Origin of the sequence: Palleronia sediminis (assembly GCF_004358695.1) — a bacterium.
In the GTDB taxonomy this organism is placed as follows: Bacteria; Pseudomonadota; Alphaproteobacteria; order Rhodobacterales; family Rhodobacteraceae; genus Palleronia; species Palleronia sediminis.
The window spans coordinates 37,333-51,166 of record NZ_SNAA01000021.1 but is presented as its reverse complement, the minus strand read 5'-3'; the positions used below and the strand labels follow the sequence as shown (position 1 = coordinate 51,166).

14 protein-coding genes are annotated in these 13,834 nt (G+C 69.3%); 7 read left to right on the top strand and 7 right to left on the bottom strand.

Translation table 11 applies throughout. The annotated features are described in order from the left end of the window. The first annotated feature begins 68 nt into the window (after positions 1-68). Positions 69-257, top strand: coding sequence for a hypothetical protein (locus E2L08_RS15200; RefSeq protein WP_133397951.1), 189 nt, complete (start codon positions 69-71; stop codon positions 255-257). A 17-nt stretch (positions 258-274) separates the two neighbouring features. On the opposite strand, the gene E2L08_RS15195 is transcribed toward E2L08_RS15200, so the two are convergent. Further along, a complete protein-coding gene (locus E2L08_RS15195) occupies positions 275-1,108 on the bottom strand; it encodes an NmrA family NAD(P)-binding protein (protein ID WP_133397950.1) in 834 nt (277 codons plus the stop codon). Between the two features lie 108 nt (positions 1,109-1,216). On the opposite strand from E2L08_RS15195, the gene E2L08_RS15190 reads away from it, so the two are divergent. From E2L08_RS15190 to cls, 3 genes are all read left to right on the top strand, one after another. Further along, positions 1,217-1,435: a hypothetical protein gene (locus E2L08_RS15190; RefSeq protein WP_133397949.1), complete on the top strand. Its 219-nt coding sequence runs from the start codon at positions 1,217-1,219 to the stop codon at positions 1,433-1,435. A gap of 114 nt (positions 1,436-1,549) precedes the next feature. Further along, positions 1,550-2,836, top strand: a complete 1,287-nt coding sequence (gene mgtE / locus E2L08_RS15185; protein ID WP_133397948.1) for a magnesium transporter — start codon at positions 1,550-1,552, stop codon at positions 2,834-2,836. A 121-nt stretch (positions 2,837-2,957) separates the two neighbouring features. Then, on the top strand, positions 2,958-4,406 hold the full coding sequence (cls, locus tag E2L08_RS15180) for a cardiolipin synthase (protein WP_133397947.1): 1,449 nt from the start codon (positions 2,958-2,960) through the stop codon (positions 4,404-4,406). Between the two features lie 30 nt (positions 4,407-4,436). Here cls and E2L08_RS15175 read toward each other — a convergent pair whose 3' ends face one another. Then, on the bottom strand, positions 4,437-4,730 hold the full coding sequence (locus E2L08_RS15175) for a GNAT family N-acetyltransferase (RefSeq protein WP_133397946.1): 294 nt from the start codon (positions 4,728-4,730) through the stop codon (positions 4,437-4,439). 262 nt (positions 4,731-4,992) lie between these two features. Between E2L08_RS15175 and E2L08_RS15170 the strand changes: the two genes are divergently transcribed. The 3 genes from E2L08_RS15170 to E2L08_RS15160 are packed head-to-tail and all read left to right on the top strand — an operon-like array spanning position 4,993 to position 8,536. Further along, positions 4,993-6,417, top strand: a complete 1,425-nt coding sequence (locus E2L08_RS15170; RefSeq protein WP_168771172.1) for a cytochrome c — start codon at positions 4,993-4,995, stop codon at positions 6,415-6,417. Further along, the gene (locus E2L08_RS15165; protein WP_133397944.1) at positions 6,414-8,015 is read left to right on the top strand and encodes a flavin monoamine oxidase family protein; all 1,602 of its coding nucleotides are present in this window, start codon (positions 6,414-6,416) and stop codon (positions 8,013-8,015) included. Before E2L08_RS15170 ends, E2L08_RS15165 begins: the two co-directional genes overlap by 4 nt. Before the next feature lie 17 nt (positions 8,016-8,032). Then, the gene (locus tag E2L08_RS15160) at positions 8,033-8,536 is read left to right on the top strand and encodes a c-type cytochrome (protein WP_133397943.1); all 504 of its coding nucleotides are present in this window, start codon (positions 8,033-8,035) and stop codon (positions 8,534-8,536) included. A gap of 9 nt (positions 8,537-8,545) precedes the next feature. Here the strand turns inward: E2L08_RS15160 and E2L08_RS17405 are convergent, their stop codons facing one another. The 5 genes from E2L08_RS17405 to E2L08_RS15135 form a co-directional block, all read right to left on the bottom strand. Beyond that, positions 8,546-9,334 (bottom strand): CatB-related O-acetyltransferase, encoded by a 789-nt coding sequence (locus tag E2L08_RS17405; protein ID WP_133397942.1) that lies wholly within the window; start codon positions 9,332-9,334, stop codon positions 8,546-8,548. Between the two features lie 35 nt (positions 9,335-9,369). Beyond that, the gene (gene zapE, locus E2L08_RS15150) at positions 9,370-10,440 is read right to left on the bottom strand and encodes a cell division protein ZapE (protein ID WP_133397941.1); all 1,071 of its coding nucleotides are present in this window, start codon (positions 10,438-10,440) and stop codon (positions 9,370-9,372) included. Positions 10,441-10,504: 64 nt separating this feature from the next. Then, on the bottom strand, positions 10,505-11,179 hold the full coding sequence (locus E2L08_RS15145) for an FAD-binding oxidoreductase (RefSeq protein WP_133397940.1): 675 nt from the start codon (positions 11,177-11,179) through the stop codon (positions 10,505-10,507). Positions 11,180-11,228: 49 nt separating this feature from the next. Then, positions 11,229-12,272, bottom strand: a complete 1,044-nt coding sequence (locus E2L08_RS15140; protein ID WP_133397939.1) for a phytoene/squalene synthase family protein — start codon at positions 12,270-12,272, stop codon at positions 11,229-11,231. After that, positions 12,269-13,822, bottom strand: coding sequence for a phytoene desaturase (locus tag E2L08_RS15135; protein ID WP_133397938.1), 1,554 nt, complete (start codon positions 13,820-13,822; stop codon positions 12,269-12,271). The genes E2L08_RS15140 and E2L08_RS15135 overlap by 4 nt, the downstream gene beginning before the upstream one ends. Positions 13,823-13,834 lie beyond the last annotated feature (12 nt).

The window sequence follows — 13,834 nt, the reverse complement described above, 5'->3', positions numbered from 1 at the left end:
ATGACGTGTGACGACAAAATCCGCGCGGATTGCACCTTGCGCTCAGCCTAACTCATTGATTCTTCGTCTTGGCCGATGCGCAGCAGCCGAAAATCACCCCCGGAAGTGTCGAACTTCCGGGCGCGATCACCGGCTCGCCGCCCCGCAAATCCGACAACACCGCGGCGCCGATCCTGCGCGACGACGAGACGCCCAGCAGCGGCCCCGACCGCTTTGCCGCGCTGCTTTGGGGGGTCCGGGGCCTCGCCCCCGCCTGACGGCGCCGCGCCGCGGATCACCCGCGCAGGAAGGCCGACCTTTCACGCCGGGCATAGCTGGCCAGATCGGTGGGCGGGCGCCCCAGGAGGCGCGCGAGGTCGGGCAGCACCGGCGCGGCGCGGCCCATCCGCTGAACGGTGTAGAGCGCCCCCATGACCAGCGCCATCGGCATCGCGCGCCCGGATCGAACCTGGCCCGCGACAAAGCCCGGCAGCGACACGCGGCGGTGGCGGATGGGCCGCCCGAGCACGTCGGAGAGGATGGCCGCGACATCGCCGAAACTCAGCGCGGCGGGACCCGTCAGTGCGTAGCCACGCCCGTCATGCGCGCCGGGATCGCGCAGGATCGCCGCCGCCGCTGCCCCGATATCGTCCACGTCGACAAAGGCCGACCGCCCCGCGCCCGTGGGCACCGCGATCTCGTCCGTGTCGCGGATCGCGGGGCCGTGGATATCGGCGAGGTTCTGCATGAAATCGGCCGGCCGGAGAAAGCTGTGGGCAAGGCCGCTATCGCGGACCGCGGCCTCCATATGGCGATGCGGCAGGACGCGCGACCGATCCGCCCCGTAGACCGACGCGCAGATTACATGGCCGACCCCCGCCGCGCGCGCCGCCGCCATCAGGCGGTCGAACGGGGCGCGCGTCGTCGCGGGCGGCGGGCGCATGACGAATAGCGCGTCGCACCCGGACAGGGCCGCCGAAAAGCCCCCGGCATCGTCGAGATCGAACCGCGCGGTCTGCGCGGCGCCCGCCACCGGGCGACCCGAGCGCGAGGCGGCACGCACCGGCCTTTCGGCGTGGCGGATCACCGCCCCGCCCATCCGGCCCGTGGCCCCCATGACGAACAGCATGTCGCGGCTCCTTTCGAGAACGGGCTGTCGAAGGCCCCCCGCGCCCCCGTATCGACGCAGGCCCCGCGCCCCCTATCTTGACCCCTGTCGCAAAAGCAGGAGGTCGCCATGGCCTATCACGGAACATACGAAACACCCGAAGAGATCCTGCACGACGAGTCCCTCGACCGATCGCAGAGGATCCGCCTGCTCGAGCAATGGCGCGACGACAAGTCGGCCTATCTGCGCGCCTCGGGCGAGGGGATGGGCGGCGAGGTCGAGGCCGACCTGCTCAAGCGGATCAAGAAGGCGCTCGCCGCGTTGCGGGAGGGCACCGGCCCGGCCTGAGAGCCGCGCGTCAGGCCTACGCCCGGTTGGCGCCGGGGCCGCACGGGGCGGGACCGGACGCCGCCCCGCCCCAAAAGAGGGACTTGAGCCGGTTTCGCGAAAGGGGCGATCACCATGGACGATATCGCAACGGGGTCCGCCCCCGCGCATGCGGTGGACGAGGCGGTGCGGCTGGGCACGCTCGGCCGCGACGAGATCCTCGACCGTCTCGCGCGGCTTTCGCTCGACCGGCGGGCCGCGGTCTTTGCCTATCTCGCGCCACGCCTTCAGGTCGAGCTGGCCCAGCGGATGGATCGGGGCGCGCTGGCCGAGATCGTGACCGGTATGGATGCCGACGACCGCGCCGATCTGTTCAACCTGCTCGCCGACGACACGCAGGGCCGACTGCTGGCCGATCTCGCGCCGCCCGAGCGCGAGGATATCGCCCGGCTCGCCGCCCATGCCGAGGGCACGGCCGGGTCGATCATGACGACCGGCTGCGCGTCGCTGGGCGCCGGGGCCACCGCGCTCGACGCGCTCGATGCGCTGCGGCGCGAGGCCCCCGAAGAGCCCGCGATGCACCGGTTCCACGTCCTCGACGCCGGGCGGCTCGTCGGGGTCGTCACGCTGCGCGATCTCATCCTCGCCTCGGACGACGCGCCGCTGGGCGAGCTGATGGACGCGGCGCCCGTCACGATCCATCCCGACGCCAGCCGCGAGGAGGCCGGGCGCCTGATCGCGCGCTATGACCTGCCGGCGCTTCCGGTTGTCGACGAGGGCGGCCTGCTGCTGGGGATCGTGACCCATGACGACGCCGCCGATGCGCTGGTGGCCGAGACGACCGAGGATTTCCACAAGAGCTCGACCGTGCTGCCCTTTGCCGAGAACCTCAGGCAGGCGGGGATCGGGCTGCTGTATCGCAAGCGTGTCGTGTGGCTGGCGCTTCTGGTGTTCGGCAACCTCTTTTCCGGGGCTGGGATCGCCTATTTCGAAGAGATGATCCTTGCCTACGTGTCGCTCGTATTCTTCCTGCCGCTGCTCATCGACAGCAGCGGCAATGCGGTCTCGCAATCGGCGACGCTCATGGTGCGGGCGCTGGCCACGGGCGATGTCGCGATGAAGGACTGGCGCGACCTGATCGCGCGCGAACTCGCCGTCGCCGCGGCGCTGGGCCTGACGATGGCGGTGGTGGTGGCCCCCATCGGGATCTGGCGCGGCGGGGCCGAGGTCGCCGTGGTGGTCGGCCTGACCATGACGGTGCTGGTGCTGATCGGATCGCTGGTCGGCATGTCGCTGCCGTTCCTGCTGAGCCGGTTCAACCTCGATCCGGCGACGGCCAGCGGGCCGCTGGTCACGACGATCTCGGACGGGGTCGGGGTGCTGGTCTATTTCTCGATCGCGACCCTGATCCTGGGGGCCTGAGCGGCGCCCCTGCATCGCTTGGCCGCGCCGCCCCGGAAAGGCGTGAAGTCGCGGCACAGGTCGTCCAGTATCGGCGGGCGGCCATTCGTTTCACCGGTGGCCCGGCCACCTGCGGAGTATCATGCCCGATCTTGCCAGCCTCCTGTCGATTGCCGCGACCGTCTATGTGGCGGCCGCCACGGTATTCATCGTGTCCGAGAACCGGCGCCCGCAATCGAGCTTTGCCTGGCTGTTCCTGTTCATCACGCTGCCGGTGCTGGCGCCGGTGCTCTACATCCTCTTCGGCCGGATGCGGGGCGGCGTCGGGCGCACGCGGACCCTGACGCGGCACGACCTGCCCGGCCATCTGGCGCAATCGCTCGACCGGGTCGAGGCCGAGCACGAACGCGCCCTCGAGGATCTGGCGACGCGGCCCTTTCCACGGGTTCGGCTGGCGCGGCTCGTCTATTCCAGCGCTCAGGTCTATGTCAGCCTGTCGAACCGGGTCGAGATCCTTCAGAACGCGTCCGGGAAATACCCGCGGCTGATGGACGACCTGCGCGCGGCGCGGTCGAGCATCCACCTGCAATACTACATCTGGGAAAACGACGGCGTCAGTGCCGAGTTCGAGGCGATCCTGGCCGAGCGCGCGGCGGCGGGGGTCGAGGTTCGCCTGCTCTACGATCCTGTCGGCTCCATCGGCCGGTTCGGCCCCTTCCGGCGGCGCGCGCTGCGCGACAAGGGCATCGACGCGCGGCCCTATTCGCCGCTGTGGCGGGTGCACACGATCTCGTATCGCAACCACCGCAAGATCGCGGTGATCGACGGGCGCGTGGGCTATACCGGTGGGCTGAACATCGGGGACCAGCATTTCGATCCGGGGCCGCGCTTCGACCATTGGCGCGACACGCATCTGCGGCTCGAAGGGGCGGCCGTGCTGGCCCTTCAGGGCGTTTTCGCGATCGACTGGTCGAACGCGACCCGCGAACAGATCCTCGGGCCGGACTATTTCCCCGCCCTCGCCGATGGCCCGCAAGACGGGCTGCCGGTGCAGCTTTGCCTGTCGGGGCCCGATTCCCAATGGCGGGCGGTGCGGCAGCAATATTTCGCGATGATTGTGGGCGCGCGCCGCCGTGTGCGGGTGCAGACGCCGTTCTTCATCTTAGACGAGACGGTGATGGAGGCGCTCAAGGCCGCGGCGCTGGCCGGGATCGACGTGTCGGTGATGATCTCGGCCGAGGGGCCGGGCCAGTATCTGCCCTACTGGGCCGCCAATACCTTCAAGGCCGAGGCCGCCGAGGCCGGGGTCGAGGTGCTGCTCTACCAGGGCGGCTATCTGCACGCCAAGACCGTGACCGTCGACGGCGAGATCGCGTCGGTCGGCTCGGGCAACTGGGACATCCGGTCGTTCTCGATCAATTACGAGCTGAACGCGCTGATCTACGATGCGGGGGTGGCGGCCGAGCTCGAGGCCGCCTTTGACGCGGACCGCAACTTGTGCCTCGCGTTCGACGCCGCCGCGTATCGCGCGTCGCCGCCGCTGCGGCGCCTGCGCGATTCGGCCGCCCGGCTGATCTCGCCCCTCATGTGAGCGGCGCGGGCGGCGTGCGCCGGGCCTGCGTCACTCCGCCAGGACATCCTGCCATTCGGGATGCCGGTCGATCTGCGCCTTGGCAAAGGGGCACAGCGGGACGATCCTGCGCCCTTCGGCGCGGGCATCCTCGACGCCGCGCTGCACGAGCGCCTGTCCGACGCCGCGCCCGCGCAGGGCATCCGGCACGGCCGTATGGTCGATGATGATCGTCTGTGGACCGGCGCGGGAATAGGTCATCTCGGCCTCGTGCCCGTCCACCGTCGCCGTGTAACGGCCCTTGGTTTCGGTCACGTCGCGGGTGATGGCGATATCGGTCGTCATGGAAAGCTCCGTCATGCGGTCGGGCCGGTCGGTTGCGCCAGCTTGAGTGCGATCAGATAGGGCGGTGCCCGGCGAACGAAAGCCGCGCCGCGATCCGCCTGCCGATCTGACCCTTCCTGACAGATTGTCGCGGGGCGGTGGAACCGCCCCACTCTTCCGAGGCTTCTCTTTGGGACAGGGCCGGACGGTACAGGCGTCGGGTCGGACGGTGGAACGTGAAAGCGGGTGGTGCGTCATGCGGTCATGTATCGGGAAATCACTGTTGGTCGGGATCCTGGCACTGGGGCCCGTCGCACCCGCCGCCGCACAGACCCAATCCGAAGCGGCCTGGCTCGAGACCGTCGAGGCCGAGGGCCCGACCGAGATCGAGCGCGGCGCATACCTCGCCCGCGCGGCCGACTGCATGTCCTGCCATATCGGCCCCGACGGCACGGCCTATGCCGGGGGAAAGCCCATCGAGACGCCGCTGGGCGATATCGTGGCGCCCAACATCACGCCTTCGGACGAATACGGCATCGGCGATTACGACCTTGCCGATTTCCGCGCGGTGCTGCGCGACGGCCGGTCGCCCGATCATATGCTCTACCCCGCCATGCCCTATGCCTATTACCGCGACATGCCGGACGAAGATATTGCCGCGCTCTGGGCCTATATGCAGACGGTCGAGCCGGTGGAGCGCGCCCCCGAGGCCGAGACCGATCTGCCGTTCCCGTTCAACGTCCGCCTCTCGATGCGGGTCTGGAACGCGCTGGCGCTCGATGACCGCACATGGCCGCAGGACCCGCAGCTTGCGCGCGGTGCCTACCTTGTCGACGTGCTGGGCCATTGCGGCGCCTGCCATACGCCCCGCAACGGACTGATGATCCCGCAAGACGACCAGTATCTCGGCGGGGCGAAGATCAGGGGATGGATCGCGCCCAACATCACCCCGGCCGACAATGGCGGCCTGGGCCATTGGGAGGTCGCGGATATCGCCGATTACCTGCGGACCGGGCAGGCGATGGATGTCGTGCAGGCCGCCGGTCCGATGGCCGAGGTGGTGCATTTCTCGACCCGCCATCTCGACGATGACGACCTGATGGCGATCGGCGCCTATCTGAAATCCGTCCCGACGCTGCCGACGCCGGGCCAGGAGCGGCCCATCGTCCTGCCCGCGGCCGAGCGTCCCGAATACGCGCACGAGTTCGGCTCGATCCGCGAAGACATGACGCGGGCGCTTGCGGATGACGGCGTGACCGGCACCGCGCGGCTCTATGTCGAGACCTGCGCCTCGTGCCACGGGGTCGACGGGCAGGGGCAGGCCCCGGCCTATTACCCGCCGCTTCAGGACAGCGCGACGATCCGCCGGGCCGATGCGACCAACCTTGTGCAGGTCATCGCCAACGGCGTGCAGCACGAGATGCTCTATCGCGCCCCGCCCATGCCGGCGCTGCGCGGTGATCTCACCGACCCGCAGATCGCCGAGCTGGCCAACTATGTCCGCACCGAGTTCGGCGGCTTCGAGACCAGCGATCTGGCCGCCGAGGACGTGAACGCGATCCTGAACCCGGTGCAGGATCTGCCCTTCTACATCGAATACGCCGCCACCCTGGCCTGGATCGCGATTGCGCTCGTGCTGATCGGGCTCGCCGCGCTGGGTTGGCTTGTCTGGTCCCGCTATGGGCGGGGCGAAAGGAGCGGAGCATGACCATGCCCATCACGATGCCCACCCGCCGGCAGCTGCTCGCGATGATCGGAACGTCCGCGGGGTCGGCTGCGATGTATCAGGCGATGACCTCGATGGGGTTCGCCGCGACCTCGGATTACACGGGCAAGCCGCCGCCGCTTGCAGGCGCGCGCAACGGCGAAAGCGTCGTGATCCTGGGCGCGGGGCTGGCCGGGCTGACGGCCGCCTACGAGATGCGGCAGGCGGGCTACAACGTGAAGGTTCTGGAGTACCAGGACCGGGGCGGCGGGCGCTGCTGGACCATCAAGGGCGGCGATCGCTTTACCGAGCTCGGCGGCGCCGAAGTGACCTGCGATTTCGAGACCGGTTATCTCAACCCCGGCCCGTGGCGCCTGCCGATCCATCACTACGCGGTGTTCGATTACTGCCGCAAGCTGGGGGTCGCGCTCGAGCCGTTCATCATGAAGAACGAAAAGGCCTATCTCCACAACTCCAAGGCCTTTGGCGGCACGCCGCAGCAGATCGGCCATGTCGAGACCGATATCCGGGGCTATACCTCCGAGCTTCTGGCGAAATCCGTGCGCCAGGGCGCGCTCGACGAGACCGTGACGCGCGAGGACCAGGAGAGGCTGCTCGAGGGTCTCAGGGGCTGGGGCGTGCTCGACAAGGATTATCGCTATGTCAAAAGCGACGAGCTGGGCGAGGTGCGCGGCTGGGACGTCCTGCCCGGCGGCGGGCTGATGCCCGAAGCCGAGCCGTCGACGCCGATCGCGATGTCGCCGCTGCTGCAATCGGGCCTGTGGAACGATCTCTTCACCTTCAACCACTACAACCACCATCCCGCGCTGTTTCAGCCTGTCGGCGGCATGGGCAAGATCGGCGATGCCTTCACGCGGGAATGTCGCGACCTGATCCGTTTCAATTCGCAGGTCGTCCGGGTCGAGCAGGGCGAGAACGGCGTGACCGTCCATTATCGCGACCGCGAGGGGGGCGACGACATTCTGCAGGAGACGGCCGACTGGTGCATCTGTACGATCCCGCTTTCGGTGCTGGCGCAGATGGATATCGACGTGTCCGACGCCAAGAAAAAGGCCATCGCCGCCGTGCCCTATGCCTCGGCGTTCAAGGTCGCGCTCGAGTTCAAGCGCCGTTTCTGGGAGGAGGACGAGTGGATCGTCGGCGGCATCAGCTATACCGACCTGCCCATCGTCCAGATCGCCTATCCGTCCCACGACCTGTTCGACAAGGGGCCGGGCGTGCTGCAGGCGGCCTATGACACCTATACGGCCGAAAAGAACTGGACCTACACGTTCAACGCGCTCGACCCCGAGGAACGGATCATCGCCGCGCGCGAATACGGCCGCCGCATCCATCCGCAATACGATGCCGAATACATGAGCGGCACCTCCTGCGCGTGGCATCGCGTGCCGTGGACGCTCGGATGTTACGGCCAGTGGACCGAAGAGCTGCGCGCCGAGCATTACGAAACGCTCTGCGAGATCGACGGGCGCGTGGTGCTGGCGGGCGAGCATTGTTCCCACATTCCCGCCTGGCAGGAAGGCGCGATCCTGTCGGCGCTGGATACGATCCGGCGGCTCGACCGCCGCGTGAACGCCTGACGCGAAAGGATGCAGCGATGAAGACCACGATCACGATGCTGCCGGTGGCGCTGTTGCTTGCGGGGTTCGCCGTCGCGCAGGATGCCCGGCCCTTCGACGCGCCGGTGGACTCGCCGCCCGACCTGCCGACCGCACCGGCCGGCCCCTCGCCGGTCGAGGGCGCCGAGGAGGTGCTGCAGATGTTCTCGCAACAGCCCGACCAGTTCACCCAGACCGGCGGGGCCGCGCTTTACGATACGAGTTGCCGCGCCTGCCATATGGGCGAGGGGCAGGGGGCCATCGGCGCGGGAACCTATCCGCACCTCGCCGCCAACCCCAAGCTGACGTCGAAATACTACATCGTCACGGTGCTGCTGACCGGCTATCACGGAATGCCCCGCTTTGGCGACCAGATGGACGACGAACAGATCGCGGCGGTGTCCAACTATGTCCGCACCGCCTGGGGGAACGCCTATCCGGGCACGGTGACGGCCGAGGATGTCGCGGGGTTGCGCGGCAAGGGCGAGGGGGCGGGCGACTGACGCCCCCGGTCAGCTTGTCGGGGCCGGTGCAAGCCGCGCGATCAGCGACGCGGGATCGGCCAGTTCGGGCGCGGTGATGACCGGCCCCGCATAGGGGCGCAGATCGCCGGCTGACACGCGCGCCTCGATCGCGTCGAGCGCGGCCTCGGCATCGTCCATCGGTGCGCCGAACAGGTCGTAGATCGAGTAGTCCCACCAGCGCGACGCCATGAGCCGTTCGGCCACCGCATCGGGAAACCGCAGACGCGCCACGCGGCCGGGGGTGCCCGTGACCACGGCATAGGGCGGCACGTCCCGCGTCACGGTGGCCCGCGCGCCGATGACGGCGCCGGTTCCGACGGTGATGCCCGCCCTGAGATAGGCGCCCTGCCCGATCCACACATCCGCGCCCAGCTTCGTCACCGGGCAGGCATCGGGGAAAGCGGGTTTCGCCGCGGCGATCTCGGCCAGCCGGTCGGGGGCCATGAGCCGATCCCAGCCATGGACCTGCGGGTAATAGGCCAGCCGCGAGGTGGTGAGCCAGTCGGTCGGATGCTCGTGCGCACCGATGACGACCCCGGCCGCGACCGAGCAATAGCGTCCGGCCCTGAGGTTGTTCAGCGTGCCGCCCGACAGGTTGCAGAACGCGCCGATATCGAGAAACGCCCCCGGCGCGACCGTGGCCCCCAGGGAAACCGGCCCCTCGAACCGCGAGGCCGCGTCGATCTGGGCCGCCGCCATCAGCCCGCCAAGACGAAAGCCGCGCGACCGCAGCGCGTCGAGATCGGCGCCGGTCAGCGCAAGGGAGATCCGGGCCATGACCTATCCCGTCCCCCGGTGCCGCACCGCGCCCGTCATGCGCCCCAATCCGCGCCCTGCATCTCGCGCAGGCGCGAGGCGGTGCGCGCGAACTCGAACGCGCCCGCACCCATGGTGAACAGCCGTTCGGGCGTGTCGGCGGCCGAGACGATGACCCGCCTGCGCGCCTCGTAGAGCGCGTCGATCAGGGTGGTGAACCGCTTGGCCTCGTTGGCGCGGTCCGGTCCCATGCGGGGCACATCCTCGAGGATGAGCACGCGCACCCTCTCGGCCAGGGCGAGATAATCGGCGGGCCCCAGCGGGCGGGCGCAGAGCGTGTCGAAATCGACCCGCGCGACCCCTGCGGCATAGCGGGGCAGCACGACCTCGCGCCCCGACACGGCAAACCTCAGATGTTCGCCTTGGGCGTCGTCGGTCAGCGCCGTCCAGAGCGCGTCGATTTCCGCCCGCGCCGCGGCATCGGCGGGGGTGAACCAGACCGGCCGCCCGGCGATGCGATCCTGCCGCCAGTCGCGCGGCGAGGCGAGCTCGACCACCTGCATCCGGTCCTCGATCAGGGCGATGAAGGGCAGGAACAGGTTGCGGTTCAGCCCATCCTTGTAGAGATCGCCGGGCGGCCGGTTCGACGTGGCGACGACCGTCACGCCGCCCTCGAACAACCGCTCGAACAGGCGGCCGACGATCATCGCGTCGGTGATGTCGCCGATCTGCATTTCGTCGAAACACAAGAGCCGCAGATCCCGCGCGATATCGTCGGCGACCGGTGCGATGGCATCGTCGACACCGCGCTTGCGGGCCGCGTTGATGCCACTATGCACCTCTTGCATGAAGGCGTGGAAATGCACGCGCCGCTTGCCGCCCGGCACCTCGACCCCGGCAAAGAACAGGTCCATGAGCATGGATTTCCCGCGCCCTACATCGCCCCACAGGTAAAGCCCCCTGACGGTCGCAGGTTTGCCGCGGCCAAAGAGCCAGCGGCGGGGGGCGGGGGCGGCAAGCTCGGTGCGCAGACGCTCGAACGCGGGCAGGACGGCGCGCTGCGCCGGATCGGGCTCGATCGCGCCGGCCTCGATCCGGGCGGCATAGGCGTCTTGGAACCGTTCCATGGCCCGCGCCATACAGCCGCCGCGCGTCGCCGTCCATGCGGGCGGCGCGCCGGGATGGCGGGGGCTACCAGCCCTTTTCGGTGACGATGGAATCCTCGGGCACCCCGGTCGAGATCAGGGCCTCGCGGATATCGTTCACCATCGGCCGCGGCCCGCAGATATAGACCGGAGCCGTCTTGTCCGAGATCGCATCGTTCAGCAGCGCCGCGTCGATCTTGCGGGTCACGAGATCGCTGTCGGGCTGCTCGGTGACGCAGAAGACGCAGGACAGCCCCTCCATCCCCTCCCATTCGTCGCGCAGGATGATGTCGCGCTCGGTCTTGTTGGAAAAGATCAGCTTGCAGCCGTCGAGCGCGCCTTTGCGGGCACGCCGCCGCAGGATCGGAATGAAGGGTGTGATGCCCGCGCCGCCCGCGATGAAGGTGCCGGCGCCCTTGTCGGTGATCGCCCCGGCGGGTTCCTCGGCGAGGATCCGGTCGCCGGGCGTCATGTCGGGGATCTGCTCGGTCACGCCGCCATGCGAGGGGTAGGACTTGATGACGAACTCGACCCGGTCGGTATCCTCGGGCTGCGAGGTCATGGTGAAGGGCCGATCCTCGTCGCGCCAGCCATCGCGGTCGAGCGCCCAGTGGGTGGCCTGTCCGGGCTCGAACTCGAACCCCTCGGGCCGGTCAAAGACCAGCCGGTAGGTGTCGTGGGTCACGGGCGAGATGCTTTGCAGCGTCAGCGTAAAGGCCATGGACGTTCTCCTTTGCGGACCGAACGGCCCGGCCGGAGAGCGGGTTCCGTCAGCCTTGCGAGCGCATGTCCCGCGTCTCGCGCAGCGTGGCAAAGATCCCGAGGATGCGGCCCGCGCGCCCATCCTCCCAGCGATCCGGTTCGGGCGCGGCGGTGGCCGCCGCCTGCACGAGGAACGCGACCTCGGGCAGGGGGCGGGCATAGCGCACGGCCGAGCGCGGCATGGCCAGCGCGGTGCCCGTGCGCAGCAGCGACAGCCCCAGCCAACCGGCCTTTTGCGCGCGGTTCGTGCGCGCGCGCCCGACCGTCGGATCGCATCCCTGCCGGCGCAGCGCGCCGCCGATCCCGGCATAGACATGGCGCGCGGCAAAGATGCCCGGCCGCGCGGAAAGCGGCAGGTCGGGTATCCCGGCCTCGGACCGCATGTATAGCCGGTCCGCGTCGCTCAGCAGCCGGGCGGCATAGCGGCGCAGGGCCGGGTGCGCCTCGGGGCGGGCGAGAAACGCGTCCTCGGACAGGCCGTCGGCGGCAAGCCAGTCGCGCGGCACGTAAAGCCGTCCCGCCATGGCATCCTCACCGATATCGCGGGCGATATTGGTCAGTTGCATGGCCACGCCGAGATCGCAGGCCCGCGCCACCGTCTCGTGCCCGCGACGGCGCATCAGAACGCACATCATCGCGCCGACCGCGGCGGCGACTCGCGCGGAATAGGCATAGAGCCCGCCGATATCGTCATAGCGGCGCCCCTCGGCATCCCATGCCAGCCCTTCGAGCAGGGCTTCGGGCAGGGTGGCGGGCAGGTCGAACGCCTCGACCACGCGGGCAAAGGCCCGGTCCGACGGCAGGTTGCGGGGCCGCCCCTCGTAGATCAGCGACAGCCGCTCGCGCAGCGCGGCGAGTGCCGCGTGACGATCCTGCCCCAGGTCGACGGCATCGTCGGCGGACCGGCAAAAGGCGTAGAGCGCGATGGCCGGGTCGCGCACCTTGCGCGGCAAGAGGCGCGATGCCGCGTGGAACGAATACGACCCCGTCGCGATGGCGGCGTGGCATTCGGCCATGTCGCGGGCGGCGGGGTCCTGCGTCACGGCGGTCATTCGGCGGCCATCCGCTGCGGACCGGGCCGGGGGGCGGCCTGCGGCGCGTCGGGAACCAGCTTGTCGAGCACCTCGGCCGACGAGATCACCCCCGGCAGGCCGGCGCCGGGATGGGTGCCCGCGCCCACCAGCCAGAGCCCGTCGAGCTCTTCGCTGACGTTGTGGGGCCGGAACCACGCCGATTGCAGGATCCGCGGCTCGAGCGAGAATCCCGCGCCGTTGGGCGACAGGTAGCGGTCGCGGAAATCCACCGGCGTCATGATATGGCTCGCGGTCATGCGGTCGCGAAAGCCGGGGATCGCCTTGTCGAGCTCGGCCGCCATCGCGTCGCGATAGCGCGGCGCCTCGGTTTCCCAGTCGACCGGATCGGCCCCGCCCAGGTGCGGCACGGGCGAGAGCGCGTAGAACGTGTCGCCGCCTTCGGGCGCAACGGTCGGATCGGTGATCGAGGGCCGATGCAGATAGATGCTCATGTCGGGCGCGAGCTTGCCGCGGCGAAAGATGTCGCGCACCAGCCCCGAATAGCGCGGACCGTTGAGGATGGTGTGATGACCCACATCCGCCCAGTCGCCCGCCGTGCCCTTCGTGCCGAAATACCAGACGAACAGCCCCATGGACCAGCGGCTGCGCGCCAGCTTGCGCGTGGTCCAGCGCCGTCTCGGGCGGTTGCGCAGTAGGCGGTCATAGGTGTGGCCCGCATCCGCGTTCGACACCACCGCCGCGGCCGGAAGGTGGGTTCCGTCGGCCAGCCGGACGCCGGTCGCGCGATTGCCCTCGGTCGTGATCTCGTCGACCTCGGCATCGAGTCGGACGGTCCCGCCCTGGTCGCGGATGACCTGCGCCATGGCCTGCGCGATGGCGACCACGCCGCCCTTGGCATAGTGGACCCCGAAAGCCCGTTCGAGATGGCTGACGAGGATATACATCGACGTCACGCGGAACGGATCGCCGCCGATGAAGAGCGGATGAAAGCTGAAGGCCATCTGAAGGCGCGGGTCGCGGAACCGCCGCTTGGCATGGGCCACGACCGAACGGTCGGCGCGCAGCCGCACAAAGGTCGGCAGAACCTTGAGCAGATCGGCAAAGCGGTGCATCGGCCGTCGGCCCAGATCCTCGAACCCGAAGCTGTAGCGATCCTCGGCATCGCGCAGGAACCGGTCATAGCCTTTCGCATCCTGCGGCGACAGGCGGGCGATCTCGGCGCGCATGTCGCCCTCGTCGCGGCGCGCGGCGAACTTGCTGCCATCGGGCCAGCGCAGTTCGTAGAACGGGTCGAGCGATGTCAGCTCGATATCGCGGTCGAAATCGCGCCCGCAGGCCGCCCAGAGTTCGCGGAACACCTGCGGGACGGTGACGATGGTCGGGCCGAGGTCGAATCGGTGCCCCTCGACCTCGATGGCCGAGCCGCGCCCGCCCACGCAGTCGAGCCGGTCGAGCACGGTGACGCGCCACCCCCTTGCGCCAAGGCGCATGGCCGCGGCGAGCCCGCCAAGGCCGGCGCCGATGACGATGGCATGAGAGGCGGGCGGGGCGTTGCGATCGTGTTCCATAGGCATGACCCT

What these genes read in the sequence shown, in the direction of transcription:
- E2L08_RS15160 (WP_133397943.1), top strand. Translation starts at nt 8,033, where the DNA reads ATGAAGACCACGATCACGATGCTGCCGGTGGCGCTGTTGCTTGCGGGG.
- mgtE (WP_133397948.1), top strand. Translation starts at nt 1,550, where the DNA reads ATGGACGATATCGCAACGGGGTCCGCCCCCGCGCATGCGGTGGACGAG.
- E2L08_RS15190 (WP_133397949.1), top strand. Translation starts at nt 1,217, where the DNA reads ATGGCCTATCACGGAACATACGAAACACCCGAAGAGATCCTGCACGAC.
- E2L08_RS15165 (WP_133397944.1), top strand. Translation starts at nt 6,414, where the DNA reads ATGACCATGCCCATCACGATGCCCACCCGCCGGCAGCTGCTCGCGATG.
- E2L08_RS15175 (WP_133397946.1), bottom strand. Translation starts at nt 4,730, where the DNA reads ATGACGACCGATATCGCCATCACCCGCGACGTGACCGAAACCAAGGGC.
- zapE (WP_133397941.1), bottom strand. Translation starts at nt 10,440, where the DNA reads ATGGAACGGTTCCAAGACGCCTATGCCGCCCGGATCGAGGCCGGCGCG.
- E2L08_RS15140 (WP_133397939.1), bottom strand. Translation starts at nt 12,272, where the DNA reads ATGACCGCCGTGACGCAGGACCCCGCCGCCCGCGACATGGCCGAATGC.
- E2L08_RS17405 (WP_133397942.1), bottom strand. Translation starts at nt 9,334, where the DNA reads ATGGCCCGGATCTCCCTTGCGCTGACCGGCGCCGATCTCGACGCGCTG.
- cls (WP_133397947.1), top strand. Translation starts at nt 2,958, where the DNA reads ATGCCCGATCTTGCCAGCCTCCTGTCGATTGCCGCGACCGTCTATGTG.
- E2L08_RS15135 (WP_133397938.1), bottom strand. Translation starts at nt 13,822, where the DNA reads ATGGAACACGATCGCAACGCCCCGCCCGCCTCTCATGCCATCGTCATC.
- E2L08_RS15195 (WP_133397950.1), bottom strand. Translation starts at nt 1,108, where the DNA reads ATGCTGTTCGTCATGGGGGCCACGGGCCGGATGGGCGGGGCGGTGATC.
- E2L08_RS15145 (WP_133397940.1), bottom strand. Translation starts at nt 11,179, where the DNA reads ATGGCCTTTACGCTGACGCTGCAAAGCATCTCGCCCGTGACCCACGAC.